Source organism: Roseibium sp. SCP15, assembly GCF_040329435.1.
GTDB lineage: Bacteria > Pseudomonadota > Alphaproteobacteria > Rhizobiales > Stappiaceae > Roseibium.
Genome location: NZ_JBDZYI010000002.1, coordinates 732,832 through 758,640, shown reverse-complemented (window position 1 = coordinate 758,640; position 25,809 = coordinate 732,832). Strand labels below are relative to the sequence as shown.

Here is a 25,809-nt window from a genome sequence, read left to right as displayed (position 1 = left end):
GCAATGAAACATTTAGGGGTTGAATTATGGTGAATGATGGCGTGGACGTAATGCGTCGATTTGCGATTCGCAGCGGGTATGACTATCGGAACCAAGAAGCAGGCGCTTATGAGACATGGCAAGGAAAGTGTATAAACATTGGCGCAGGCAGTTTTTCTCACCCAAATTGGACAAATCTCGATGTGAGTTCAGATCACTATGTGGGTATACAACCTGCAGGGTTTGTGGAATATGATTTGACCAAGAAAATACCGCTTCCTTTTGAATCGAATGAACTTGATCTTGCTTATTGCTCCCACACAGTCGAGCACATAAAGAACGACGACGCTTCAAATTTGTTTAGAGAAGTATACCGCTGCTTGAAAGTAGGTGGAGTATTCAGAATAACTTGTCCCAATGCCGATCTGTTTTATTATGCTGCAAGGATGAAAAACTTTTCTGCGTTTAAATTCAGGACAAATCATTGGTTCTCGAAACGAAATATAGACTTGGACACCGTTCAGCCTGAAGATTACCTTATTCGCGCCTTTGCCTCTCAGATAAACCCCACGAATGAAGTCATAGAAAGAGCGAAGCCGCAATTGCTGAAAGAAATGAGGGCGAATTTGGAAGAAATGGACAAGGCCGATTTTCTTGATTGGCTCACATCGAAAGTGAAATTCTCAATCAAGAACGTAGGGTCACACATCAATTGGTGGAATCACGCGAAGTTTTCGGAATTACTTTCTGAAGCAGGTTTTGACGCAATCTATCCTTCAACCTTTGGAGGTTCTATTGCGGCGCCAATGCGAAACACGCAAAAGTTTGACAAAACGGTACCAGAAGAATCGATTTATGTCGAAGCAATAAAAACGAGCGGGATACCTGTTTTCTAAATAAAGAGGCCGTGTTTTTGCTAAACAGCCTAAATGACAAGAATATTCTCACTCAATAGCACATTTTGACCGGCACTAAACGGGCCGGTCCTGATCCCCATCTCCGCGGAACAGTTTGATGTTGTTGTTTTGCGTGGTGCAGAAAGTTAAGCTGACATTCCTTTGCAAAAACGGCGAGAAGTAATTGGGAATAATGGTTTCGGTTTCTGCAAGTATCTTACAGAAACCAGCCTGCTTGAGGATATCTGCGGACATGCCAAGGCAATAAAAGTCGGCAAATTCACACTGCTCCATTAGGCAGTGTTGTTGAATAGCCCCAGCAAAAGCATTAAAATAGTCATCATGCCCGATCCAGTCAACTATTCTCATCGCCCTAGATTGGTTTGCCTCAACTAGGCGGGTGACGCCGAGTCCTGTTAAAGATCCGCCTGTCGCCTGGTCTCTTACGGCGTATACCGAGTAGCTGAAAGTGGAGTGCTCAAAATAACGTTTGCGAAAAAAATCTAGAGACTTCGCAGCGTGCCGATAGTGGGGAAGCCGATTGTATTCAGTTTCCTCAATAGAAGTGACGGGCGTTACGTTACAACTGAATTTGGCTGTCTGCCAATCCAATCTCTCGGGCACATGTGCTAGATTGTAGGTTCCGATCTGTGGATTGAGCCAATAGTAGTGATCAAGATAGCCTGTTTTGAAGCCCATGAGGCTGTAAAGCGGCAGCGCTTTTGGGTTGGCTCCAACAGTATGAACATTCTTGTTAGTCAGGTCCAAGCAGGTTTTAAGCAGCTTTATTGCCAGCCCCTCGTTTGCGTGGCTCTCGAGAACGCGCAGTAGAACCAGAAACAGGTCAGATTCTTCTACCAGGGCCGCATGTTTAACATAGCCGACAAGTCCAACTATCTGGTTGCTGTTGACCGCCAGAATGAACTGCGGCACGCCGTCGGTGGTCATTTCGTAGTCGAAAAAGGACGGTTCGCGTACGAATATGTGATCCTTGCGCCAAAAAGTGTCAATGAACTCTAAGATGGCGCTCCGATCCGATTGACGCGCATGTCGAATTTCAGTGGTCATTTCTTTTCCGAAAATATTCTCAGGAGCCCAGGTGTGAAACCAGGTTGGCGTGGTCTTCGCGAGGGAATTCCAGCATTGATCTGTTTGCAATAGATGCGACATCAGCTCTGAAGCCAACATGCACGCCAAGACCCTTTAAGATTGCTAGGGTTTCGGTTGAATAGGAGTTGCAGGGATGAGACATTGATTGTGGTCGTTCACCCAGCATCTTATTCAAATACTCGGAATTCGACCGGTATTCTAAGAGTTGTTGTTCCGCAGACAATTTGCCCATAGTGGTTGGATGACTATCTGAATGCAGTCCTACACAATGTCCGTTGTTTGCTAGAGCAATCACTTGATCTCGTGTTAGCCAAAGTTGTCTAGCCGCTTTTTGAAGATTGTAACCTCGATCGGCGATGAACCTGTCCATCAAAGCCTCGTAGGCTTGCGAGCCTAGGAACTGATCTCTCAGATAACGGAACCAGCGGTCATTGTCGGTATAAAAGGGCGAGTTGACAAGATAGGTGTCCGGATTGAAAGTTTTTTTCGCTTCCTTGTACTTGTGCCCGTATTGCCTCTCGGTGACCAGGAAAAACAGCTCGTAGAAATGGTCAATCGACTCGAACTGAGTAGTCCGGAAGTGCCGGAAAAGCTCAAGTTTCTCTAGCTCACCCCGCAGAATCGAGGAATAGACAAACCAGAAGGCGGTCAGTCCGTGTTTGTCCAATATGGGTTTTGCAACATCATATTGGCACAAAAGCGCGTCATCGAAAGTCAGACATACGTGGTTTTTTTTCAGCGTTTGCTTTTTCGCTCGTTCTAGCCATTCCTGGGCAGGTAAGATGTTTTCAAGGCCGACCAAATAAAGGATTTGCTCGAAGGTCGCATCGCTGATACTGCCCTGCGCCTCGGGATGACCTTTGCCATGAAAATGGTGAAACATGAGCCCGGTTGGCTCCGCGAACGCAATCGTCAACTTTGCAATCCTAACTCTCAAGCAACTCTACTATTCCGTACAGGGTCTTGAAAAATATCACTCTTTTACCACCAAACAGGATCGCCGGCTTTGGCTTGCTTAACGGCAATGCCTTGTGGCCGAGAAAGGCTTTGATTTGATTGTCGAAATCGGCTGTTTCGAAACAAGTGTGATAGAGTTCAATACGCCGTTTGACGAGACCGCTGACCATCGGGCCGGAGATAAACTCAAAACGCGTTCCGTCCTGCAGACGAACGAGTTTCAGAAACGCATTCTGCTCTTCGTCAAAGACCGTGTCGGAAGCGTCTTCGGCGTCCGGATGCAGCAACTTAAATTGCCCGACAACCGCGTCGATTTCCTCACATGCGATCCCGACATGATGAAACTTCATGCTTCTGCGCCCACAAGACTCAATATGCTTTCTACACTGGTGAATTTAGGGAAGTCATCGATCGTGAACGTCATTTCATAATCGGCTGCGACTGCGGACATGATGTTGATCGAGGCTAGTGAATCCCAACCTTCCACGGTCTCCTGTCCGTCGTTCGAATTGATTTCAAGGTCCGGTCTATCCAATACATCGCGGATTATCTGTTGGATTTTATCAAGCTGGTTCATATTCGATCTCTATCAGGCGGTTCAGTTCTTCCCAAGTGTCAACAACGTCAAAGCGGTATCGACGTACGTCTCCAGCCTCTGCAACGCGTTCGAAGCCGAGTTTGTCATATAGGTCCTGCACATAGCCGTTTTTCTCGGTTGGCTGATAGGATGCAACTATGTGCTTTACACCCTTGTCTTTGCATCTGCGGACGAGCTCGTCAAAAACGGCGTGCTCCAATTGCCTGTTGAAGACGCGGCAACTCATTACCCAGGTGTCGATTTCCGCGATGTCACCTTTGACGCCGGCCAATAGGATGGAAACGATACCGTTGTCGCCGAATTTGTCTTTTAACTTGGCATACAAAGCAACATCCTCCCGGTCGTCCAGGCGACGGTCAAGCTCGGGAGCATCGGTCCGACGGGTTGTCGGATTGAACTGATTGGTCTTGTTAATCAGTTGAACGGCCCGTTCCCTCTCGGGCTGTCCGATGGGCGCGACGACGGCCTTCATTGCAAGCGTAGCAAGATATTCCTCAACGGAACTAGCTTGCCGCATCAGCTGTTCTCGCTTCTGGTTGTCCCTGTAGTAACTGGCTCGCTTAAGGTCTTCTGCAGAGAGCAAGGTCGGTTCAAAAACACCCAGGCGATCAATTTGTACGGCCAACTCAAAGGGCGAACTGGCATATGTGAAACTGAGTACTTCCGGCCGGTTCAAGGCAACTTCCGATATTTCCGCGTCATTGTCATCAATGAAAGCAAAACTATCGAATCCCAGATTTAGTTGGGTGGCAATCTCGCCTACATTAACCGACTTAGGGTTCCAAGTCGCCAGAAAGGCGGAAAAGTCGTCTTTTGAAAGGACGGAATAGTCATGGTCAAAGCCGGTGTACGCTAGGGAAGGATCGTTCTTCGAGTTCACTGCCAGGGCAATTCCGCGTTTTCTTAATGCCTTAACGTAATTCTGCACATCTTGGAAGGCTTCCCCTTTGGGGGTTTCCGGACCAAGCTCAATACCCTCCTTGTCATCATCACCAATCACGCCTCCCCATAGTGTGTTGTCCAGATCACACAAGAGGACTTTCTTGGTGGCGCCTTCCGCACTTGCAATAGTCGCTGCCACTGAAGAAGCAATCCAAGGCAGAGCGAAAGGTGAGACGGCGTATTTGAATGCATGCCAGTAGTTCGGGTCGAACCAGCGGTCCAGACCGACGACTGAACTCAAATAGTTGATGTCATTAAGATAGACGCCCTGTGCGGCGTCAATCGACTCTCCGATATTCTGATTCAGTCGATTGATAAAACGAATGTGGCCCATTGGATGAACGGAAGAAAGATTACCGATATTGCGTACGAGCGGCAACTCGAAATTGTTTACAATCGTTTTGACTGATTGCTTGCGGAGGGCCTCTATTACATGGGCTAATCTGGCGTATTCTTCCTGAATCAATGTGTCAATGGTTTCGCTTGTGTCATCAAGATTCGGAAATCTATTTATGTTCTTTATTGTCGTGTGCAAATAAACCCAATCAGGTTTGAATTCTTTAATATTGCTTCCGAAAAGGGCGTCTTCATAATAGGTGTTGTACTCGCCGACTCGAATTTCGGTCTCGATTCCAAAATTGGCCAAAAACAATGGAATGAGATCTTTGAGTTCTCCCACAGTTGAGCCGGACAGAACATAAATCTTCAGCTTTCGTTTCATAAGCGGCTGAAGCAGTTCTTTGATCTTTCTTCGATTTCGAAGTAGACTTGTATGATCAAACGGATAGGAGAAGAAATTACTCACCGTGATAAACTCCGGGTTTCTATTCGCAACAGGCAAGAAGCCCGTGAAGCAAAAGGCTGATTTACCAAACGTTCTCGTTATTTCAACGTATCGAGGTCAGCGTTGCATCTTGATGTTCTCGCCATCTGAGCGGAAGAAGTGTTTCTGCATAGGAATCTCCCAAAACTCCCGCTTCTTCAATTCATTTACGAAACGAACCACGCTGTTTCCATCACCAAACTCCGTACACCGCTCAAACCTTTTGTTCCATTGCTTATCTATGTAGCGGGTAATCTCATCGTGTTCGCGTGCCTCGACGTTGAACACTGACGCTGCGCTTGATCTGCCAGTTTGTCTTGAACCAACATTAATGCTTGGCACACCGAGAAATGGTGCTTCTCGAACACCAGCGCTACTATTTCCGACCATCAGTGATGCGTTGCGAAACAGGATTGAGAAATATTCAAAACGCATGCTTGGAAGAGTTCTGAATCTCGTAAGGTCCTGTTGCTCAACGACATCCATGATAGATTTAGCTCCAGGGTCGTTGTTCGATGCAATCACAACGAAGTCCCGACCGCTCTGCGCAAGAGAATTGAACAGATCCTGTGCTTGTTGACCAATAGTTTGGACTTCAGAGGTGACAGGATGGAAGACGACAATCCCATACTCTTCAAATGGAATTTCATAGTATCGTCTAACTTCGTCCAATTTCACCGACATTTCAGCTGCATGCGTGTCGAGTTCAGGTGAGCCCATTAAAACCACGCGGTTGGGATCCTCCCCAAGGCTCACAACGTTTCGGGCGGCTGTTTCCGAACAGACAAAATGATGGTGCGCAAGTTTGGTTACACAATGCCGAAACACCTCATCGATCGTGCCGGACACTTCACCTCCCTCTATGTGAACACAACGGATATAATTGGTTGCGCAGACGAAGGCGCAGGCTTTCGCCTCCACGCGATCGCCGTGAACGATTACCAAGTCTGGACAGTGTTCGTGAATCCAGTCGGAAAACCCCAACACTGTCTTAGAAAACACCAAATCAAGAGGGTCGCCCTCCCGTTGGTTCACATATTCGTATTGTTCTGCCCCGGCAATCTTTCGAACTTCGAGAAAAGTTGCTCCATATGTTTCGAGCATATGCATACCGGTCACAAAAAACGTGACTTTCCAGCCTTCGCGGATCAGGGATTCAGCAGTACCTTTAATCTTGCTGAAATCGGCGCGAGTACCAGTTACGAACAAAACATGAGGCACACAACGTGCAATACTCATCAAACGTCCTCTAAATCCTGCCAACGAAGCGGTTGATTTTTCTTCATATTCACTTTGAGCTTTTTGCCGATGACCTGGTCAAACTCAAATCCCGCAATTTCACCAGTGCCGGGGCGTCTGCTCCAGATATCTTCCTCTGTGATGATCCGTCCAGCGGTCAGGTCACTGTCGGCGACGACAGAACTTCGGGCGAAGCGATATGTGACGTCTTCAGCCTCACTTCGCTCTTTAGGGTTGTGCAGTGCGGTGTGAATCTCCTTCGACCTGGCAATGAGAAATGAAAGTTCGTTCGGATCCATCGAACAAGAAACATCCGGCCCTTTTCTGTATCGAGTGTCAACAAAATGACGTTCCAAGATACATGCACCAAGTGCGACTGCTGCTATACACATTTCCGGTCCTATCGAATGGTCGGAAAATCCGACTGCTGCGTTAGGAAATGCGTTTGACAATTCAGTTATTCCTCCGAGCGAAACGATTTCCGGTGGCGAAGGATAAAGATTCGTACATTCGAGTAATGCGTAAGGCACATTGCTGTCTTCCAATATCTTGACAGATTCTGCTAACGTCTCAATGGATTGCATGCCGGTGCTCATGATGACCGGTTTTCCAAAGGACACAATGTGACGGATGAGTGGAAGGTTATCGCACTCTCCTGAGCCGATTTTGAAGGCCGGCACATCAAGACTAGCCAGAAAGTCCGCGGCCTTTCGCGAAAAAGGGGTCGATATGTATATCAGTCCGAGATCTTCGGCGAAGGACTTAAGCTCGGTTTCCTCTTCAACGGTCAACGCACACGACTTCATTATTTCCCAAATTGACCGCTGATCATTCGCAGGAACGACGGACTTTGCTTCTTCGGTCATTTCGTCTTCAACGAAGTGGGTCTGGTGCTTCACAATTTCTGCACCGGCGTTGGAAGCTGCCTTGACCATTTCCTTTGCCGTGGACAGATCCCCATTGTGATTGATGCCGATTTCAGCAATAACAAGCGGTGGAAATTCTTTTCCAATCTTTCTTCCCGCAATTTGCATTTTATTTTCCTCGAGTTTGCTCGAACAATGTTTCACATCGATCGAAGTCTTCGATCGTGTCGATATCGTGTGATTCTTCGGGTGACATTTTCACGATGCCCAACTGCTGGGTTGGGAAGCCGTCGCCACTCACCGTAAAGTGCTTGCTATCAAACACAAAAACCGCCCCGTTGGGCCTGTAAACCTCTGGTAGTTCCTGACGGTTAGAAAAGCAGAATTCCGGTTTTGATACGGGAACAAATCGATTGCCGTCAAGCGTGCCGCACTTGAGGACTGACTTGTCCGTCTCTGTCGCTGTGAGCACCATCTCATATTCACCGGTGTGATAAAGATCCAGAGCTTGAGCAATATGTTTGTCGGTTCGAAGAGGCGAAGTCGGTTGCAGCAATACAATAGTTTTGCCGTTCGGAAGTACCTTTTCAACGAATTCCCGCAAGACATCCGCCATTGTTGCGAGATCACTAGCTGCTCGAGATGACCTTTCTATTACATCGAAAGCTGTTTCCGATCCGACCAAAATTTCGGGAATGTCGGTAGACACGAAGATCCGATGAATACCTGCCATTTGTGCCGCTCGCACTGCATGCTTGTAGAGCGGAAGGCCCGCTAAGGGGCGTATGTTTTTGCCTGGTAACCCTTTCGATCCCTCGCGCGCGGGAATAAAGGCCACAATTTCAGAAGGCGGGTTTTTTACGATCTTCGTCAAGATTTGCTCTCTGTGCGTTTCCTACAGCAGTGATGGTTCTTTACGAAATAGCACACACGCGATGCAAGCATGGAATAGATCGATACATATTTCCATTAGAAGGGTACTTGAGCAGGCTGGTTAAGAAACTTGGAGAAAGTTAGTCAATTTCTGACTTAAGTGATGGTTCACGATCTCTCCGTTGATTTTGGTCTGATTGTGCTCCCCAACCTCTTTGTTTTGGGTGTTGCTAGGGAAATTCTTGAAGCCAAATGCCCGACCGAATGTTGGACCGTTTCCAACCCCGCACTTCGAATGCGACACAGCGACAGGGAAAGACAACTCAGTCTGGGGTTGGCTATAAAGGCGTCGCGATATATTCAGTGAGGTGACAGGGCGGCATTTGAAACGCACGATGTGCAGAGTCTTTTTTCTAGGGTGAATTGGTCCAGACGGTGCAAAATTGGCAACTGATAGTTTAGCAAACGGACTGAAACGTCAGGTTAACATCGTACTCGCGCTCGTGATCCGCGAAATGACGACGCGCTACGGCAATAAAATCGGTGGATACATGTGGGCGGTCTTGGACCCAGTGCTGACCATCGCGATCCTGACAAGTGTATTCTCGGCGATTGCACATACGCCACCGCTTGGGCGTAGCTTCACGCTGTTTTTTGCCACCGGTTATGCCGCTTTTTACATGTACCGCTCTACGGCCGACCAAGTCTGCCTGTCGGTGCAGGTTAATCGGGCACTTTTGAACTACCCGGTCGTCAAACCCTATGACGCAATTGTTGCGCGCGCTTTCTTGCAAGTCGTGACATTGTTCGTGGTTAACTTGATGCTTTTTTGTGGCTTATGGTTGATGGTGCCCTTTCAGTCTGTCGACCTAAAGCCAATATTGCTTGCGTCGTTGATCGCCATTGCTCTTGGGGCGGGCGTTGGGATAGCAAACATTGTCTGGTTCCATCTGAGCAGCACCTATCAACAAATTTGGGGGATCGTAAACAGGCCAGCGTTCCTCGTTTCAGGTGTCTTCTTCTTGCCGGAGACTATTCCACCACCTTTTCGCGAAGTTCTATTGTGGAATCCGCTGGTACACATAATTGCACTTTTTCGCATGGGGTTTTACCCAACATACCGTGCGTCATTCTTGGACATGCCATATATCGTCGGCCTTACTGTTTTTTCCCTCGTTTTTGGCTTAGTGCTGGTGTGGATATTCGATGCTCAGCTTAGGGAGCAAAAATGATCCGCTTGGACCATGTTACAAAATCCTATAAGCAAAAGGGTGAAGTTCGGTACATCGTGAGGGATGTGTCCTTTACCATTCCCCGAGGAGACAGCATTGGCTTGCTCGGTCGCAATGGTGCAGGAAAATCTACGCTATTGCGGTTAATTGCCGGGACGATTAAGCCTACATCCGGACAGATTCTTCGTCATGCAAAGGTCTCCTTTCCGCTGGGGTTTCAAGGAAGTTTTAACGCGTCGCTCACAGGCGAACAGAATGTGCGTTTTGTGGCGAGAATTTATGGTCAAGATACTGAAGAGCTGGTGGATTATGTTGCTGACTTTTCCGAGCTAGGAAATGCTTATTACATGCCGGTGAAAACCTACTCTTCCGGAATGAAAGCTCGGCTGGCTTTTGGCGTCAGCATGGGAATAAGCTTTGACTATTATCTTGTCGACGAGATAACCGCAGTCGGAGATACGAACTTCAAGAAAAAATGCAAACGCGTTTTTGAGGAAAAGCTTCAAAGATCCGACATAATCATGGTGTCTCACTCCAATCAGTCTTTGAAAGAATATTGCACAACGGGTGTTGTATTGGAAGATGGGAATTTAACCTATTTTCCAAATATTGATGATGCAATACTTATGCACGATGACAATATGGCGCGGCGCTAAGTCTGACACTGTGCTGAAAAAATAAAAGGTCATTTCAGATGCCACAAAGAAACTCGAGGCAAGAAGAAACAGAAGTGGTCCCAGCCAAAACTGATGTGGCGAAGCTCTTGCCTCAGCCTGGCCAAGGTCGCGTCTCAAACTCGCCGAATGATCCGACGCTTATTGAGCGTCTGAAAAAGTCCGGCCTAGACCCGCAAAAACTCTTGGACTTGGCAACAAGCAGTAAAACCACTAGATCATCAACCAAGCAGCGTCACCGCCTCATCTTAGTCGGTTACATCTTGTTTGTCGCCATTCCTTCGATACTTTTTTCAGCTTACATGTTTTTCTGGGCGAGTGATCAGTATCATAGCACGGCTGCTTTTGCGATTCGCAGCTCAAATTCCACCGCGGCAACAGAAATTCTTGGAATGGTTCTCGATGGTGGAAGCGAATCCACAACTTCGAATAGCTATATAGTAAATGACTTTCTTCAAAGCCAGACGATCGTCGAAGAGATGGATGCAGTTATAGATCTTTCGAAGGTATTTAGTCGGGATGAGGCGGATTGGTTGTTTCGAATGGGGGACGAGTTACCTATTGAAGAAAAGCTTAGCTATTGGAAGAGCATGGTTGATGTCAATTTTGATGCAACGTCCGGTGTGATTTACGTAGATGTTCGCACATTTAATGCAGCTGATTCCGTGGCGATCGCGCGAGAAATACTTAATAGAAGCGAGCGGCTGGTAAACGAGCTGTCCGAAGTCAATCGTCGCCAGAGTGTCCGATTTGCAGAAGAGACAGTTGCGAGGGCGGAGGCACGCCTGAAAGCGATCAGCAGGCAATTGCTGGCTTACCGAGATGAAACCCAGGAGGTCAGTCCAGAGGACAATGTACGCATCGCAATGGAAATGATTGCTTCGCTTGACCAAGCCGTTGCTGCCAAGACAGCCGAAAAGAAAACGCTGGAAACATATTTGAGTGCCGATTCACCACGCATTCGCTTGCTGACCGAAGAGCTGAACGCTCTTCGAGCTCAGATTGCAAATGAGCGTCAACGACTCGGAGTTGGATCTGTTGAAGAGAATCGTGGAAACATTGGCAATGGAAATAGGCTGGCGTTGAGGATAGCAAACTATTCGGAACTGAAGCTTGAAGAAGAGTTCGCTGCGCAGTTTTACACCACAGCTTTGGCGGGTTTGGAAAAGTCACGGCAGGATGCAGATCAAAAACACATGTACCTTGCGACTTTCATTGAACCGACCTTGTCACAACAAGCGCAGTACCCGAACCGTTTTCTGTATTCTTTGAGCGTGCTATTGGTTCTTGGAGGAATTTGGACGGTTGCAGTCTTGATGTACTACAATATTCGCGATAGGACATAGTGCGCTGGTTATAAATTTTCTTGAATGCCCAGCTTATAACGCTCGCTGCTTCTGTGGTTCGATGACAGGAAGGGGATTGATAATTATTTGAACCGTACAACTTTTAGTTGGTGAGCATAAAGGTCAAAAGATGCAATTTACTATCTCTAGGTTTTATTTTCATTGTCAACCTCACAGCGTGAAAGGGGAACGAAGTAGAGTTGAGTGTTAGAGACAAATTGATTGGAGAAACAACTTCCATTCACAAACGAAAGAGTCATTTCGAGCTCGCTCGTTGACCCCTTTATACCGCATAGGGTAATTTGAAAAATGTGCCAGCTCTGCATGGCTACCGGCCGCAATGAAGAACTTCCGGTCGTTGCAGGTTTTTCTTGCAGTCAAACGAACTCAGCCTTCGCTGCCGAAGTGCAGGCATCTCCCCCCATCTATACCAACGATCAAATTGCCAACCAACTGACCCATGGCTATTGGGGGGGGGCATCGTATGCATTCAATGTTAGTGTTGGTGGGACAGTTTCGGTCAATATTACTGCTCTGCCTTCAGTGGTCCAGGCATTGGCGCGTTCAGCGCTGGAACTTTGGTCAGACGCAACTGGATTGGAATTTTCTTACACTGCGGGAAGAGCGCAGATCGAGTTTGGAGATTCTGACGCAAACTCCGCTTACGCCCAGTTTACTACAAGTGGATCTAATCTTGTCTCTAGCTACGTAAATGTTGGCACCACCTGGGTCGCAGAATATGGCACGAGTATCAACTCTTATACATTCCAGACCTATATCCACGAAATAGGCCATGCTCTCGGGCTTGGGCATGCCGGTAATTACAACGGATCGGCGACTTACGGCATAGACAATCACTATGCCAACGATTCTTGGCAAGCATCGGTAATGTCGTATTTTTCTCAGACTGAGAACACGAGTGTCCATGCAAGTTATGCTTATGCAGTTACGCCGCAGATTGCCGATGTGATCGCAATTCGAAATCTGTATGGCGCTACGAGCAATACTCGTATCGGGGATACGATGTACGGCGACAATGCCAATTCAGGCGACACCATGGAAACGATTTCCGCTCTGAACAGCTACACGTCGTACACTATTGTGGATGATGGCGGTATCGACACGCTTAATTTTAGCACCTATGGGGGCGAACAGAAGATCAGCCTAGCTGAAGAGGGTATCTCTAGTGTCCGGGGGTACGATCGCAATCTGATTATTGCACGAGGGACCGTGATCGAAAATGCTGTAGGTGGTGCGGGTGATGATGAACTAGTTGGAAACAGTTCGGACAACATTTTACATGGCGGAGATGGTAACGATACTCTAACCGGCGGTGAAGGTGATGATATACTCATTGGAGGTAGTGGGTATGACACCATCTTAGGTGGAGCAGGTAACGACACTATTTACTACACGAAGGGCGATTACCTAAAGTCAGGCGGTGCATCCGGTGGGTCGGGCGGTACTGGCACTGACACGCTGCGTGTCGAAGAAGGTTCTCGAATCAACACATCTGGCTTGTCTAGGTATGGGTTTGAGCGCTTCGTAGGGGCCAGCGACCGTGACGTCGTTTTGGGCGACGACGATACCGTGGACTACTATTTGTATGGTGGCGACGGGGATGACGTGTTGCGGGGCGCTGGTGGCAATGACACATTGATAGGAGGAAGCGGTCGCGACACGCTATTTGGCGGCGCTGGGAATGATGCAATCTACTACGCCGTCGGAGACTTTTTTTGGGAGAACGGGCTTGCCGTTGATGTGGGCGGTGCCGGAACGGATACGCTGGTAATTGAGGAAGGGTCTTACTTTCGGACCAGTGGACTATCCTGGTACGGGTTTGAACGATTTGTTGGAGCTAACGGCAATGACAACGTCAAAGGCAACGATGGCGCTATCGACTATTATTTGAACGGAGGTGACGGCGACGACACACTGACAGGCTCTAGCGGCGATGACACTCTAATGGGAGGAGCTGGAAGAGATACTCTATTCGCCGGTGCCGGGAACGACACTGTTCATTACGGATCTGGTGATTATTTTTGGGTAAATGGTCTCGCCATTGATGTGGGTGGTGAGGGTACAGATACGCTGGTGATTGAGGAGGGCTCGTACTTTCGGACCAGCGGTCTATCATGGTATGGGTTTGAACGCTTTATCGGAGCCAGCGGCAATGACATCGTCAAGGGCAACAATAATTCTGTTGACTACTTTTTCCGTGGTGGGGCTGGAGACGACAGTCTAAGCGGAGCGGGTGGCGACGATGTACTGATTGGCGGTGCGGGTAGAGACACCATATACGGCGGCGGTGGTAATGACACAGTCTACTACGGCGCTGGCGACTATTTCTGGAAGAACGGTTTGGCCATCGATGTTGGTGGTTCAGGTATTGACACGCTTCGTATCGAAGAAGGGGCTACCTTCAGAACGAGTGGATTGTCCTGGTATGGTTGTGAACGTTTCGTTGGGGCCAGCGGTGATGACAGCGTTAAGGGAAACAGCAATAGCGTCAATTATTATCTTCATGGTGGTGACGGCAATGACATGCTCACCGGAGCCGGTGGGAACGACACGCTGAAAGGTGGGAGTGGTCGTGATACGATGTTTGGCGGTGCTGGCAATGATGCGATTTACTATGGGTACGGCGACTATTTCTGGCAAAATGGTTTGGCCGTCGACGTGGGTGGTTCTGGTACTGATACGCTTTTGATTGAGGAGGGAGCACATTTTCGGACCAGCGGTTTGTCTTGGTATGGCTTTGAACGATTTGTTGGAGCTAGCGGTAACGACATCGTCAAAGGCAACAATAAGAGTGTTGACTATTATTTGAATGGTGGCGGAGGTGACGACACGCTCACAGGGGCAAGTCGTGACGATACTTTGATCGGCGGCAAGGGCAACGACACTCTGTACGGTGGTTCCGGGAATGACACTTTAGCCGGAAGTTACGGTCACAACGTCCTTTATGGCGGCGATGGAGACGACATTCTTACCGGCGGAGTTGTTATCGAAGGCCCAATAATTGAATCGGCAGATGACAAGATCTTTGGTGGCGACGGAGACGATACGCTGATTTTCACTTCCGGTTACGATGAAATGACGGGCGGCGCTGGAAGCGACACCTTTGAATTCCGGAATTTCGGAGTTGAAGCTCCAGGCAACCAGCGTCTGGATATCTACGACTTCCAGATTGGTATAGATAAACTGAAGTTTATACTTGGGCCTGAAGGACCGGACAGCTTTGCGGATCTGACCATCACTGAATATGACCATATGGGTGTTGTTGGTACAGATGTGACGTATTGGGACAATTTCTTCGTTTTGCATGGCGTTGATATCGGAACACTCACTGCGGACGATTTTTACTTCGTCTAGCGGCCTTCCGGCCAATATCTGACCAAGTCGTGAGAGCGCATGAACCGGAGCAAAGTTGGTAAATGCGGTTCCACTGATTTGAATCGTGTCCGGCTTTCTCAAGTTCCGCTGTCCAGGTACCTGTGATCCATCAATCTTCGACGGGTCTGGCAGGATTCTGAGAAGGCCGTGAACTGGTTCACCTCAACGTTTTCGTCCCGTTGTCGGCCGCTGGAGTTCTCGATCATGGCACTCTCACTCGAGTTCACCAGTCGGACGAACCGAAGATTGATTTCGTTCGTATCGACAAGTCCGACATGACCAATGAGGCGAATTCCGTTTCGTTGTGACAGTCAATGTTGAGTGGTCTGCTCATGCCGCGCGGCCTGGCATCCTGGCGCCTTAACACCGATGAGCGGCGTATCAATGACGCTGGCCAGGCATTGACGCGAATTATCATCAACCGCGTTCAAGTTCGCCTGTACCGAAGAGCACGTCTGTCATATCGCCTGCCAAGGTCTCGAGCTGTGGAGATGGAATTCGGCGAGTGGTGACTGATCTGGTGAGCCATGAGCAACGGCCGTGGCTTCCGTGTTGATCCGTTACGAGATCGTGAAGCGCATCGCCGGCACGATCCGTGGTCATCATCATGCACTTGAGCAAGAAGAAAATGGCGGACAGAGAGGGATTCGAACCCTCGATACGGTTGCCCGTATACACGCGTTCCAGGCGTGCGCCTTCAGCCACTCGGCCACCTGTCCATCGCAAGCGTCACCCGCTTGAGTGGGGCGCAATATACTCAGGAACAGGCCAAGTGCAAGCACTAGAATGAGTTTTTTTTGATATGCCTTACGCCTGTGGATTTTCAAGCCGTTGCCAGGGCGTGCAGGCGGCGATTTTCAGGGCTAAATTGCTGGGAGCGCTTAAAAAAGAGCGAAGCAGGTGAGGCCAAGTGATCGGTACGCGGATCCAGTCTTGCTCTGGTTCGACAATCGATTCGGTAAAGACGACAGGCGATGCTCTGAAGCGGTGTAGGAGCTGCAATGAAGTGCTGGAAATGGAGGAGACCGAGCTGTCAAATCACGCGTGCTGTCAGAATTGACAATGTTCGGGCAACATATTGCAATTTATGCCAATGTTCCGATTGATTCAGGGCCGTTTCGGCGCCGCTAAGTCCCCAAATCGTAACCAAAATCTCACAGGAATGTGTTGCACATCAAATCTTGTTCATTAGTTTTGCGTTATTAATTTTAGTTATAGGCAAGACCGGAGAACCGATATTTCCGGCAATCTCATTTCGAGTATTTCCCGATTTCGGGACGAGTAAGATTGAAAGCAAAGCCATGATCACTGTCTTAAAGTTTATATTCCGCGTATTGGGATACGGTTTTCTTGCCGTGGCGATTATTGCCGGAATCTCCGATGCCAGCAGCTCAATTGCACAATCTCAGGTGCATCTCGCTCCGCTCGGTCAGGTTCTTTACGAATACTTCCCGGACACGTTCCCGATTTTGCAGCCGGCTATCGAACGCCACATTCACCCGCTGCTATGGGACCCTGTTGTCCTGACCATTCTCATCTGGCCGGTTTGGGCGTTCTTCGCGCCGCTTGGGCTGCTGCTTTTGTGGTTAGGGGCCAGGCGGCAGCGTCACCAGGTTCAGTTTGCCTGAAGCACTGAAAATCTCACACAGGCTTGTGACTGCCTCTTGGAAACACATGCCAACTGCGCCACATTTGGCAAAAGCACGATAACTCATCACATGCCCGGGTTCGTTGGGCCGCATTCGGAAAAAGTGCTGAAGGCGGCCCTTGTTTTTTGGAGTCCGGCTGGAGCGGTAGCGGAGATCTCAAATGTCCTTCATGACCATGCTGACGAAGAAATTTTCCCTGCCAGGCAAGGAAGAGGCTTTGCCGGGCCGTCCTGATGCCATCGAACCTGCGGAATCGCATTTCGTCAACGGCAACTCATTGAAGGGGCCTTATCCTGAGGGAATGGAAACGGTTCTTTTCGGCATGGGCTGTTTCTGGGGTGCGGAACGGCTGTTCTGGCAACTGCCTGGAGTTCACGTAACCGCGGTCGGTTATGCAGGCGGATATACTCCGAACCCGACCTATCACGAGACATGCAGCGGTCGCACCGGGCATACGGAAGCTGTTCTGGTTGTTTATGACCCTGCGGTGATTGGTTTCGGTGAATTGTTGAAGGTTTTTTGGGAAAACCACGATCCGACCCAGGGCATGCGCCAGGGAAACGATACCGGCACACAGTATCGCTCGGCAATTTATGTAAAGACACCGGAAGAGCTTCAGGTGGCAGAGCAATCGCGTGATGCTTACCAGCAGGCGTTGAAGAGCGGCGGTGTAGCGTCCTCGATCACGACTGAAATCCGCCAGCTCGACACGTTCTATTTTGCAGAAGATTATCACCAGCAGTACCTGGCTAAGAACCCGGCGGGATATTGCGGCATTGGTGGTACGGGTGTCGCCTGTCCCACCGGATTGGGCCAGTCTGCCTGACAATTGTCTGCATGAGACCAGTATGAGTTTGAGCCGGTGCTGCAAGGCGCCGGCTTTTTTTGATGCCGTTCCAAGGTCCCTTGTAAATTATACGGGTCATCTCGATGGTATTCGCAGCATGAAACCGCACGATCGGAGTTAACCCTCAGAATAGGCTCGTCAATCGGTCGGATTAACTCAACATTTCAGATTTTATTAAATTTGGAATGCAAAGCTTCGGCTCACGCACATCTGCGTCGAGGTCTGAGTGAGTGAGCAAATCCGCGAAAATCTTTGCGGCAACCTATTTCCTGGGTTGTTGCGTTCTTATGCTGCTGGGCGCTCTGGTGCCGGGCAGCAACGGGCTTGTTGCGGTTGTTGCCAAACCCTGGGGGAAGACTGCTGTTGAGGTGGTCGCCAATGCCGAGGGACGGATCATCTTCGTACGCGATGGTGCATGGGTGGCGCTGACGGAAGCCACCGATCAGGAATTTATCGCCCGACTCTATAAGTCGGGGGCTGGGTTTGTTGCCTCTTCCACCGTCGCACTCGCGTGTGCGCGCTGGATTGGGGTTTCTTTGGAGAGGGCGACATGAGTGAGACGGCACCTTTGGTTTCCGGTCTGGACAGTTTCCGGGAAAAGTTTTCCAGGATCGTAATCTATTTCACCTGGTTCAACGTGTTCCTGGTCATGGCCACGGCCTGGTTGATCGGGAACGTTTCCGTGGTGACGGTTTTCGGCGCGGCGCTTCTGCTCGGTTCCGCCGCAACCGCTGCCTGGGTCAAATTCGGTGCCGGTGTCGAAACCCGGTTGGCGACGGCCATGTCACTTGCCGGTCTCGTGGCATTGTTCGTGGCGTCCTTGTCGACGCCGGACGGACAGAATTCCTTTCAGCTTGATGGCCATATGTACTTCTTTGCCGTTCTGGCAATCCTCGCCAGCTGGGTCGACTGGCGTGCCCTGGTGGCATATGCGGCGGTTGTTGCCGTGCATCACCTTGTGCTGAATTTCGCCATGCCTTGGGCGGTCTTTCCAAGCGGTGCGGATTTCGGCCGGGTTGTTTTCCATGCCGTTATTGTGGTTGCCGAAGTTGGCGCACTCTGGTGGATGACCAACAGTCTGGCAAACGCGTTCACCGCTTCCGATCACGCCCGCGAAGAAGCCGAGGAGGCACGGGCTGAAGCTGTTCATCTGCAGGAAGAAAATGCCCAGCATGATGACAAGGAGCGCGAGAAGCAGGAGATCATCAGCCAGCGGATCGCATCGTTCCAGGATGAAATTTCCGCCAAGCTTGACGGGGTCGGCGAGAAGGTTCACGAAATGCGGTCTTCCGCTGAAGAGCTCGGCGCGGTGGCCCAGGACACGACCGGTCGTGCCAGCTCCGTGTCGGAAGCGTCCGAAACAGCTTCTTCCAATGTGCAGATGGTCGCATCGGCCGCCGAGGAGCTTTCTTCCTCGATTGCGGAAATCTCCCGTCAGGTTGAACAGACAACCGGCATCGTTGTTCAGGCGACTGACAACGCGCAAACCTCCAACCAGAAGGTCGCAGGCCTGGCGGAAGCCGCCAACCGTATTGGTGAAGTGGTAACACTCATCCAGGCTATCGCCGAACAGACCAATCTTCTGGCCTTGAACGCAACGATCGAGGCGGCCCGAGCCGGTGAGGCAGGCAAGGGCTTTGCCGTCGTGGCAGCAGAGGTGAAGGAACTGGCCAACCAGACGTCAAAGGCGACCGAGGAAATCGGCGCGCAGATCTCGGCGATCCAGGCGGAAACGAAAGATGCAGTTGAATCGATCGGTGCCATTGCTGCGACGATGGATGAAGTGAACAGCTACACAGCCGCGATTGCCGCGGCGGTTGATGAGCAGGGCGCCGCTACACAGGAAATCTCCAGAAATGTCGCCGAAGCGGCTGACGGAACTGGCCGAGTCGCCGCCAATATCGGCGGTGTCCGGGAGTCGGTTGAGCGGACAAGCCAATCGGCTTCCTCGATGGCAGGTGTGACGGAAATCCTTGATGCCGAGGCGACCGAAATGCGCAGATCCATCGACGCCTTCCTGCGCGACGTGGCAGCAGCCTGATCCACGCCTGAACCGCAAGAATGATAGACCGGTCGGTTTTCGGCCGGTCTTTGTCGTGTCTGAGTACCAGAACACTTGACCTGATGTCGCATGGATGTCATGAGCCGCTCTTTACGAGCCACTTGAGCCATATGAAACAGGGCACAATATGGTCGATAATGCAGCCTGCATTGGGAATCGGCACGACTGATGTCTGAAAGCGCGTTAAAGCCCGGATCGATACTGCTTCTTGATCTCTTGAAGCAGCGTTCAGCGCTCTTGTTTGAAGCGCCTGGCGAGATTGTGACCTGTACCTCCCTGGAAGAGGTGCCGGACTGTCTGGCCCGGCTCGAGGCTGCGCAGGCCGAAGGCAGATTTGCAGCCGGTTACCTTGCCTATGAACTCGGCTTCGCGTTTGAAGAAAAGCTGAAGAAGCGTTTTGTCGAAACCGGCGATCCGTTGCTGTGGTTCGGCCTCTACGATCAGGCAAAGTCCATCGGACTGGAAGACGCGCGCGCGCTGTTGGAAGAAGCGGGCGACACCGATCCTGCATCTGTCCGCAAACCTGACTTTGACATGGACCGGGCTGCCTATGCTGATGCCTTCAGTCAGGTTCGACAGCATTTGGCGCAAGGCGATATCTATCAGGTCAATCTGACGATGAGAGCGCGTCTGTCTTATCAAGGTGCACCGGAAAACATCTTCCTGGACCTGTTGCGACGGCAACCGGTTGAATTTGCCGCATTTGTCCGGATGGAAGACAGAACTGTGCTGTCCCTGTCACCGGAACTGTTTCTTGAGCGGCAGGGCACGAGGCTGCGCACGAAACCCATGAAGGGCACCGCGCCGCGCGGGCGTTATGCTTCTGAAGACACGCTGATTGCCCGCGATCTGGCAAGGGATCCGAAGCAGCGCTCCGAAAACACTATGATTGTCGACCTGATGCGCAACGACCTGTCGCGCATCGCCGAAACGGGAACGGTCAAGGTCACGAAACTGTGCGAGGTGGAACGCTACCAAAGCCTGCACCAGATGACCTCAACCGTGGAGGCCGAGGTTCCTGAGAGCGTTGGTTTTGCGACGATCATTGAGCGCCTTTTCCCGTGTGGCTCGATCACGGGTGCACCGAAGCTCAGTGCGATGCAGATTGCCCATGATCTGGAGACAGGACCTCGCGGCGTCTATACCGGATCAATCGGTTATCTGCAGCCTGGAGGTGACTTCAGATTGAACGTTGCCATTCGAACCCTGGTTCTGCGAGCTGATGGATCAGGCGAGGCCGGTACCGGATCAGGCGTCGTGTTCGATTCCGGCGCGGCACCGGAATATGATGAATGCATCCTGAAGCTGAAATTCATGACCGAGGACACACCGGAATTCGATCTGATCGAAACGATGGCCCATGATCCGGATGAAGGCTATCTGCTGTTCGACAGGCATTTGCAGCGCCTGCAGAAATCCGCCGCCTATTTCGGTTTCGATTTCGTGGAACACAAGGTGCGAGCGGCCCTTCTGGAAAAAGCGGCAGGCTTTACGGGTGCGCAGCGGGTCAGGTTGCTTCTGAACGCTCAGGGCAATGTCTCCATCACCTCGACCGACCTAACCCCGGTCGACCAGTCCACCGTATTCAATCTGGTTCTGGCCAGTGAACGCACCCGATCCGATGACAGGTTCCTTTATCACAAGACCACGAACCGGGCGTTCTATGACGACACCAGAATGCGCTATCAGGCAGAGACCGGGTGTCAGGAAGTTCTGTTCGAAAACGAAGACGGGTTTCTGACCGAAGGCAGCTACATGACGTTGTTTCTGAAGAAAGACGGTAGACTGCTGACCCCGGCGCTGAAACACGGCGTTCTGCCCGGCACATTGCGAGCCGGCCTTTTGGAGCGTGGGCTCGCGTTCGAAGCCGATCTCACACCGCAAGACCTGGAAACCGCAGAAGACGTTTATGTCGGCAATTCAGTGCGCGGTCTCGTCCGTGGTCGATTGATGTCAGCTATCCAGGCTCCTGAGGAAGAGCAACCGGAAAATTCGACCGTGCAGGTGAAACTCCAGGCCGGTTGAGATCTCAATGGATGCTGATGTTGCCGACTGCGTCCTGCCTCCATCGCGTGGATGTGGAAGGCAGGCCTGATGTCACGGTCAAAACGCCGCATGACTTCGGAAGTAGGTCTGTCACTCGGTCATCAATTCGATGAAATTGCCAGGCGGGGCGACGTATTGACCCGCCTATAACCTGTCTTCATCCCACGCAACGACGTCGAGCTCCGGCCACAGCGCCTTCATGCGTGCGGCCTTTTCGGCGTAGGTCTCCGGGTTCATCTGGGAGTAATTCGGCACCAGCCGCATGCCGAAAAGGTTGGCGAGACCGAATGGGGCGTGAAGAACCAGCTGTCCGGAATTGTTCAACCTGGCCGCAACCGCGTGAGTACGCGCCGCATAGGTGGTCAGCGCGTCCATCGAGCAGTCCAGTGGCCGGTAAGCCCGTCCGAAGCGCTGTTCGTACCACAAGTGCACGCGCGCCTGATTGCGCACTTCCAGCAATTTGGCCAGATCCGGGAGCGCTGCATTCACACGTTTGATCACGGCATCTTCGGCTTCGTAGGACACATCCGACCCATCGAAATAGATGATGTCGAAGTCCTTGATGCCGTGGAAATGCGGCCGCTCCGTCAAGACATTCCACACGGTCTGATAAATTCCGCCGGAAACCAACCAGGCATCGGGCAGTTGCAGGTCCCGGACGGCGCTGAGCATTTGCATGATATGCGGCACGGACAGCAGGATTTCTTCAAGCACCGTCAGACGGTCCTGCTCACTGGTTGCATAAGGGTCGCCGAGTTTGGCGTCGAACGCGGATTGGGGGGCGTCACCGGTCAGCATGGATGGAGCCTTTCGAATGCGGGCGAACACCCTACGCGATTCTGACCCGATGAAAACGAAGGATATCGGTTGAGAATTGACCCATCACAACTCCTTGTCCCTCGAGCACGGATAAAATGCAGGCTTATCTAAGCACTCATGCGTAGCTTGACAGGGCAATTGTCAGTGCCATGTCCATAAGTAGGTCAACTTGCTCGGAAAATCCTAATGCGAAAATGTCTTGAATTCAGATCGGCCAAAATCGGAAAATTGTTTTTGATCGCATCTGCAGTCTCATTGTTCAGCATCGCTTCCATTCAAACAACTGAAGCACAGTCCCGCAGGCCGGATTCCCGCACGATGACCTGCGCCCAGGTGCAATCCATGATCAATCAGCAGGGCGCAGTTGTCATGAGCACCGGGCAATACACCTTTGATCGCTACGTTTCGAACCGGAGTTTCTGTCAACGTGGTGAGGTCACGAGACGGGACTATGTACCGACCAAAGACAACAACAAATGCTACGTTGAACGTTGTATCGAGTATTCGCCGTTTTATTTTAACTAGTGCGGGTCCGTAAGACCCACATGCAGCTGGCCTTCCGGTGAGGGGCCGGCCGCTGAACCGGGAACCTGAACGATGGCTGAAAATCGCTTCTTGGTTGACCTTGTCCGCTTTGCAGGCCGGATGGCCGGGGCGGTTGTCATTTCGGCTCTGGCAACACAGACAGCCCTGGCGCAGGCGGGACGGCCGGACACACGGCAATTGACCTGTGCACAGGCACAATCGCTTGTCCAGCAGAGAGGCACGGTGGTCATGAACACCGGCCCGACAACATTTGAAAAGTTCATTTCTGATGCGCGGTACTGCATGCCGCAGACCAATCAGGTCCGGCCGGTGATCGCCCCGACAAAGGACAATCCGAAATGTCCTGTGGGCAATCGCTGTTATCAGAACCGCAGGATCCGATAACAAAACCGCGCGGAAGGTTCCGCGCGGTTTCTCATTTCCGTTTGGGGTGTTAGCCCCTCAAGGAACCGCCGGTTGCTTTTTCAACATTGGCGATGATCTTCTTGGCGATCGCGTCGATCTCCTCGTCCGTCAGGGTTTTCTGACGTGGTTGGATCAGAACATCGATCGCGACCGATTTCTGGTCTTCCGGCACGCCTTGTCCTTCGTAAATGTCGAACAGCGTGACATCGGCAACGAGGTTCTTCTCAGCGCCGCGAGCTGCCTTCAGCAGTGTTTCCGCGCTCACGTCCTTTGAAACGAGGAAAGCGAAATCACGGCGGACGGGCATCAGGTGGCTTGCGTTCAGCGCGCCCTTTGATCGGCCGCCCTTGCTCTTCGGCTGAGGCAGGGCATCCAGGTAAATCTCGAACGCGACCAGCGGCCCTTCAATGTCCAGAGCCGCAAGTGCGCGCGGATGGATCTCACCGAAGACGGCAAGCGTGTTTTTCGGTCCGAGTTTCAGGCAGCCGGACCGACCGGGGTGGAAGGTTGCCGGAGCATCGGTGTAGACCTGCAACTTCTCGACAGGCGCGCCAATGGCCGCAAGTGCGGCACCTGCATCAGCCTTGGCGTCGAAGACATCGACGTTTTCCGAGGCGCCGGACCAGTGGCGTCCCCCACCTTGCAGCTTGGCGGTTCCACGGCGCACGCCCGCAGCAACCATCTTCTGACCTTCCGGCGTGTCGTTCTGGAAGATCTGTCCGACTTCAAACAGTGCCACATCACCGTAGCCACGGTCAGCGTTGCGTTGGGCAGCGGCCAGAAGACCAGGCAGCAGGCTCGGGCGCATGTCGGACATTTCCGGCGAAATCGGATTGGCGAGTGCCAGTTCCGGCTTGCCGCCTCCGAAAAGGTCCGCCTGTTCCTTCGAGATGAACGACCAGGTGACGGCTTCGTTGAAACCACGCGCTGCCAGGGCCCGGCGCGCCCTGTTGCGGCGAATCTGGCCGGTGGTCAGAACTTTCTGTCCGACAGAACCGGTTGGCGGAAGCGGCGTGAACGGCACCCGGTCGAGGCCGATGATGCGCACGACTTCTTCGACCAGATCGGCTTTGCCTTCAATGTCCGGCCGCCAGCTCGGTGCAGCCACTTTCACAGTGTCGCCGGAACCGGAGATCCAGAAGCCGAGGGACTTCAGTACCAGGTTGGCTTCGGCCTGCGGAACATCGACGCCTGAAAGGCGTTTGATTTCCGAATAGGGGAACTCGATGATGTTTGCACTGTCGGGAATGCTGCCAGCCTGGATCGTCTCGGAGGCTTCACCGCCACACAGATCCAGCACCATGCGGGTCGCATATTCCAGGCCCGGCATCATGTAGTCGGGGTCGACACCGCGTTCAAAACGATAGCGGGCATCGGTATGGACACCCAGCTTGCGGCCGGTGGAGGCAATGCCGTCTTCATCCCACAGAGCGGATTCGATCAGCACGTTGACGGTTTCTTCGGTACAGCCGGAAGGTTCTCCGCCCAGGATGCCGCCAAGGCTTTCGACGCTGTTGTCGTCGGAAATGACGCAGACGCTGTCATCGACCTCGTAGGACTTGCCGTTGAGGCCATCGATACTCTCGCCGGTTTTACCGCGCCGGACGACGAGGTTTCCATGAACCTTGTCTGCATCGAAGACGTGAAGCGGGCGGCCCTGGTCGAACGTGATGTAGTTGGTGATGTCCACCAGAATGTTGATCGGCCGCAATCCGATTGCGGTCAGGCGATCCTGAAGCCATTTCGGAGATGGGCCGTTCTTGACACCCTTCACCAGACGCAGGCCGAACGCCTTGCAGAGCGGATGGGTATCACCGAAATCAAGAGTGACATCGACCGGGCACGGGTAACCGCCGCGAATCTGCTCGTGCGAGCGCTCTTTCAGCTTGCCGAGGCCTGAAGCTGCCAGGTCGCGGGCAATACCGTAAACGCCTGTGCAGTCCGGGCGGTTCGGTGTCAGGCCGATTTCGATGACGGGTTCGTCCAGCCCGGCCCATTCGGCATAGTTGACACCGACCGGCGCATCTTCCGGAAGATCGATGATGCCGTCATGCTCTTCTGAAAGCTCAAGCTCGCGCTCGGAGCACATCATGCCGAAGCTTTCGACGTCACGGATCTTGCCGACGGACAACGTGACATCGAGGCCCGGAATGTAATCTCCAGGCTTGCCCAGTACACCGACAAGACCGGCGCGCGCATTCGGAGCGCCGCAAACGATCTGGATCGGCTCGCCTTCGCCCGCATCCACCTTGAGGACACGCAGGCGGTCCGCATTCGGGTGCTGTTCGGCTTCAAGCACCTTGGCGATCCGGAAGGTCTTGAGGCGGTCGGCGCGATTGGTCACTTCCTCGACTTCCAGGCCGATCATGGTGAGACGTTCAACGATCTCTTCCAGGCTGGCGTCGGTTTCCAGGTGCTCCTTGAGCCAGGAAAGGGTGAATTTCATGGTTTTAACTCTTTATCGGTCGTGCGGCATGTCGTGGCCGCGAAATATCTGAAGGAAG

General features: G+C 51.7%; 21 protein-coding genes and 1 tRNA gene. 11 read left to right on the top strand and 11 right to left on the bottom strand.

The genetic code is table 11. The features are described from left to right. The first annotated feature begins 26 nt into the window (after positions 1-26). Complete coding sequence (locus ABLO27_RS10885; RefSeq protein WP_353032813.1) at positions 27-875, top strand: class I SAM-dependent methyltransferase; 849 nt, start codon at positions 27-29, stop codon at positions 873-875. Positions 876-950: 75 nt separating this feature from the next. Here the strand turns inward: ABLO27_RS10885 and ABLO27_RS10880 are convergent, their stop codons facing one another. The 8 genes from ABLO27_RS10880 to ABLO27_RS10845 all read right to left on the bottom strand — a co-directional run bounded on the left by ABLO27_RS10880 (position 951) and on the right by ABLO27_RS10845 (position 8,284). Beyond that, positions 951-1,943 (bottom strand): GNAT family N-acetyltransferase, encoded by a 993-nt coding sequence (locus ABLO27_RS10880; protein WP_353032812.1) that lies wholly within the window; start codon positions 1,941-1,943, stop codon positions 951-953. Positions 1,944-1,962: 19 nt separating this feature from the next. Then, entirely contained in the window at positions 1,963-2,868 is a 906-nt protein-coding gene (locus tag ABLO27_RS10875; RefSeq protein ID WP_353032810.1) for a polysaccharide deacetylase family protein, read from the bottom strand. A gap of 43 nt (positions 2,869-2,911) precedes the next feature. Continuing rightward, a complete protein-coding gene (locus ABLO27_RS10870) occupies positions 2,912-3,292 on the bottom strand; it encodes a VOC family protein (protein WP_353032809.1) in 381 nt (126 codons plus the stop codon). Next, positions 3,289-3,519 (bottom strand): acyl carrier protein, encoded by a 231-nt coding sequence (locus ABLO27_RS10865; RefSeq protein ID WP_353032808.1) that lies wholly within the window; start codon positions 3,517-3,519, stop codon positions 3,289-3,291. Before ABLO27_RS10865 ends, ABLO27_RS10870 begins: the two co-directional genes overlap by 4 nt. Next, complete coding sequence (locus tag ABLO27_RS10860; RefSeq protein ID WP_353032807.1) at positions 3,506-5,287, bottom strand: HAD-IIIC family phosphatase; 1,782 nt, start codon at positions 5,285-5,287, stop codon at positions 3,506-3,508. Before ABLO27_RS10860 ends, ABLO27_RS10865 begins: the two co-directional genes overlap by 14 nt. Positions 5,288-5,383: 96 nt before the next feature. After that, on the bottom strand, positions 5,384-6,544 hold the full coding sequence (gene neuC / locus ABLO27_RS10855) for a UDP-N-acetylglucosamine 2-epimerase (protein ID WP_353032805.1): 1,161 nt from the start codon (positions 6,542-6,544) through the stop codon (positions 5,384-5,386). Next, the gene (locus tag ABLO27_RS10850; RefSeq protein ID WP_353032804.1) at positions 6,544-7,578 is read right to left on the bottom strand and encodes an N-acetylneuraminate synthase family protein; all 1,035 of its coding nucleotides are present in this window, start codon (positions 7,576-7,578) and stop codon (positions 6,544-6,546) included. The genes neuC and ABLO27_RS10850 overlap by 1 nt, the downstream gene beginning before the upstream one ends. 1 nt (position 7,579) lies before the next feature. Then, complete coding sequence (locus ABLO27_RS10845; RefSeq protein WP_353032803.1) at positions 7,580-8,284, bottom strand: acylneuraminate cytidylyltransferase family protein; 705 nt, start codon at positions 8,282-8,284, stop codon at positions 7,580-7,582. A 442-nt stretch (positions 8,285-8,726) separates the two neighbouring features. Here ABLO27_RS10845 and ABLO27_RS10840 point away from each other — a divergent pair, with 442 nt between their 5' ends. The 4 genes from ABLO27_RS10840 (at position 8,727) to ABLO27_RS10825 (ending at position 14,910) form a co-directional block, all read left to right on the top strand. Beyond that, a complete protein-coding gene (locus ABLO27_RS10840; RefSeq protein WP_353032802.1) occupies positions 8,727-9,515 on the top strand; it encodes an ABC transporter permease in 789 nt (262 codons plus the stop codon). Next, positions 9,512-10,171 (top strand): ABC transporter ATP-binding protein, encoded by a 660-nt coding sequence (locus tag ABLO27_RS10835; RefSeq protein WP_353032800.1) that lies wholly within the window; start codon positions 9,512-9,514, stop codon positions 10,169-10,171. Before ABLO27_RS10840 ends, ABLO27_RS10835 begins: the two co-directional genes overlap by 4 nt. 38 nt (positions 10,172-10,209) lie before the next feature. Then, on the top strand, positions 10,210-11,535 hold the full coding sequence (locus tag ABLO27_RS10830) for an RkpR, polysaccharide export protein (protein ID WP_353032798.1): 1,326 nt from the start codon (positions 10,210-10,212) through the stop codon (positions 11,533-11,535). Between the two features lie 324 nt (positions 11,536-11,859). Then, a complete protein-coding gene (locus ABLO27_RS10825; RefSeq protein WP_353032796.1) occupies positions 11,860-14,910 on the top strand; it encodes a M10 family metallopeptidase C-terminal domain-containing protein in 3,051 nt (1,016 codons plus the stop codon). A 650-nt stretch (positions 14,911-15,560) separates the two neighbouring features. Here ABLO27_RS10825 and ABLO27_RS10820 read toward each other — a convergent pair. Beyond that, positions 15,561-15,650, bottom strand: a tRNA-Ser gene (locus ABLO27_RS10820). Between the two features lie 582 nt (positions 15,651-16,232). On the opposite strand from ABLO27_RS10820, the gene ABLO27_RS10815 reads away from it, so the two are divergent. The 5 genes from ABLO27_RS10815 (at position 16,233) to pabB (ending at position 21,514) form a co-directional block, all read left to right on the top strand. After that, positions 16,233-16,559, top strand: a complete 327-nt coding sequence (locus ABLO27_RS10815; protein ID WP_353032794.1) for a hypothetical protein — start codon at positions 16,233-16,235, stop codon at positions 16,557-16,559. A 181-nt stretch (positions 16,560-16,740) separates the two neighbouring features. Then, a complete protein-coding gene (msrA, locus tag ABLO27_RS10810; RefSeq protein ID WP_353032792.1) occupies positions 16,741-17,406 on the top strand; it encodes a peptide-methionine (S)-S-oxide reductase MsrA in 666 nt (221 codons plus the stop codon). Positions 17,407-17,657: 251 nt separating this feature from the next. Beyond that, positions 17,658-17,981, top strand: coding sequence for a hypothetical protein (locus ABLO27_RS10805; RefSeq protein ID WP_353032790.1), 324 nt, complete (start codon positions 17,658-17,660; stop codon positions 17,979-17,981). Then, a complete protein-coding gene (locus ABLO27_RS10800; protein WP_353032788.1) occupies positions 17,978-19,468 on the top strand; it encodes a methyl-accepting chemotaxis protein in 1,491 nt (496 codons plus the stop codon). The genes ABLO27_RS10805 and ABLO27_RS10800 overlap by 4 nt, the downstream gene beginning before the upstream one ends. A 189-nt stretch (positions 19,469-19,657) precedes the next feature. After that, positions 19,658-21,514, top strand: a complete 1,857-nt coding sequence (gene pabB, locus ABLO27_RS10795) for an aminodeoxychorismate synthase component I (protein ID WP_353032786.1) — start codon at positions 19,658-19,660, stop codon at positions 21,512-21,514. A gap of 165 nt (positions 21,515-21,679) precedes the next feature. On the opposite strand, the gene ABLO27_RS10790 is transcribed toward pabB, so the two are convergent. After that, the gene (locus tag ABLO27_RS10790) at positions 21,680-22,333 is read right to left on the bottom strand and encodes a nucleotidyltransferase family protein (protein WP_353032784.1); all 654 of its coding nucleotides are present in this window, start codon (positions 22,331-22,333) and stop codon (positions 21,680-21,682) included. A 618-nt stretch (positions 22,334-22,951) separates the two neighbouring features. Between ABLO27_RS10790 and ABLO27_RS10785 the strand changes: the two genes are divergently transcribed. Next, positions 22,952-23,284: a hypothetical protein gene (locus tag ABLO27_RS10785; RefSeq protein ID WP_353032782.1), complete on the top strand. Its 333-nt coding sequence runs from the start codon at positions 22,952-22,954 to the stop codon at positions 23,282-23,284. 49 nt (positions 23,285-23,333) lie between these two features. On the opposite strand, the gene pheT is transcribed toward ABLO27_RS10785, so the two are convergent. Beyond that, on the bottom strand, positions 23,334-25,751 hold the full coding sequence (gene pheT / locus ABLO27_RS10780; RefSeq protein ID WP_353032780.1) for a phenylalanine--tRNA ligase subunit beta: 2,418 nt from the start codon (positions 25,749-25,751) through the stop codon (positions 23,334-23,336). Positions 25,752-25,809: the final 58 nt, after the last annotated feature.

What these genes read in the sequence shown, in the direction of transcription:
- msrA (WP_353032792.1), top strand. Translation starts at nt 16,741, where the DNA reads ATGTCCTTCATGACCATGCTGACGAAGAAATTTTCCCTGCCAGGCAAG.
- neuC (WP_353032805.1), bottom strand. Translation starts at nt 6,544, where the DNA reads ATGAGTATTGCACGTTGTGTGCCTCATGTTTTGTTCGTAACTGGTACT.
- ABLO27_RS10815 (WP_353032794.1), top strand. Translation starts at nt 16,233, where the DNA reads ATGATCACTGTCTTAAAGTTTATATTCCGCGTATTGGGATACGGTTTT.
- ABLO27_RS10885 (WP_353032813.1), top strand. Translation starts at nt 27, where the DNA reads ATGGTGAATGATGGCGTGGACGTAATGCGTCGATTTGCGATTCGCAGC.
- ABLO27_RS10790 (WP_353032784.1), bottom strand. Translation starts at nt 22,333, where the DNA reads ATGCTGACCGGTGACGCCCCCCAATCCGCGTTCGACGCCAAACTCGGC.
- pheT (WP_353032780.1), bottom strand. Translation starts at nt 25,751, where the DNA reads ATGAAATTCACCCTTTCCTGGCTCAAGGAGCACCTGGAAACCGACGCC.
- ABLO27_RS10870 (WP_353032809.1), bottom strand. Translation starts at nt 3,292, where the DNA reads ATGAAGTTTCATCATGTCGGGATCGCATGTGAGGAAATCGACGCGGTT.
- ABLO27_RS10800 (WP_353032788.1), top strand. Translation starts at nt 17,978, where the DNA reads ATGAGTGAGACGGCACCTTTGGTTTCCGGTCTGGACAGTTTCCGGGAA.
- ABLO27_RS10850 (WP_353032804.1), bottom strand. Translation starts at nt 7,578, where the DNA reads ATGCAAATTGCGGGAAGAAAGATTGGAAAAGAATTTCCACCGCTTGTT.
- ABLO27_RS10880 (WP_353032812.1), bottom strand. Translation starts at nt 1,943, where the DNA reads ATGACCACTGAAATTCGACATGCGCGTCAATCGGATCGGAGCGCCATC.
- ABLO27_RS10825 (WP_353032796.1), top strand. Translation starts at nt 11,860, where the DNA reads ATGGCTACCGGCCGCAATGAAGAACTTCCGGTCGTTGCAGGTTTTTCT.
- ABLO27_RS10830 (WP_353032798.1), top strand. Translation starts at nt 10,210, where the DNA reads ATGCCACAAAGAAACTCGAGGCAAGAAGAAACAGAAGTGGTCCCAGCC.
- ABLO27_RS10865 (WP_353032808.1), bottom strand. Translation starts at nt 3,519, where the DNA reads ATGAACCAGCTTGATAAAATCCAACAGATAATCCGCGATGTATTGGAT.
- ABLO27_RS10875 (WP_353032810.1), bottom strand. Translation starts at nt 2,868, where the DNA reads ATGTTTCACCATTTTCATGGCAAAGGTCATCCCGAGGCGCAGGGCAGT.
- ABLO27_RS10785 (WP_353032782.1), top strand. Translation starts at nt 22,952, where the DNA reads ATGGCTGAAAATCGCTTCTTGGTTGACCTTGTCCGCTTTGCAGGCCGG.
- ABLO27_RS10835 (WP_353032800.1), top strand. Translation starts at nt 9,512, where the DNA reads ATGATCCGCTTGGACCATGTTACAAAATCCTATAAGCAAAAGGGTGAA.
- pabB (WP_353032786.1), top strand. Translation starts at nt 19,658, where the DNA reads ATGTCTGAAAGCGCGTTAAAGCCCGGATCGATACTGCTTCTTGATCTC.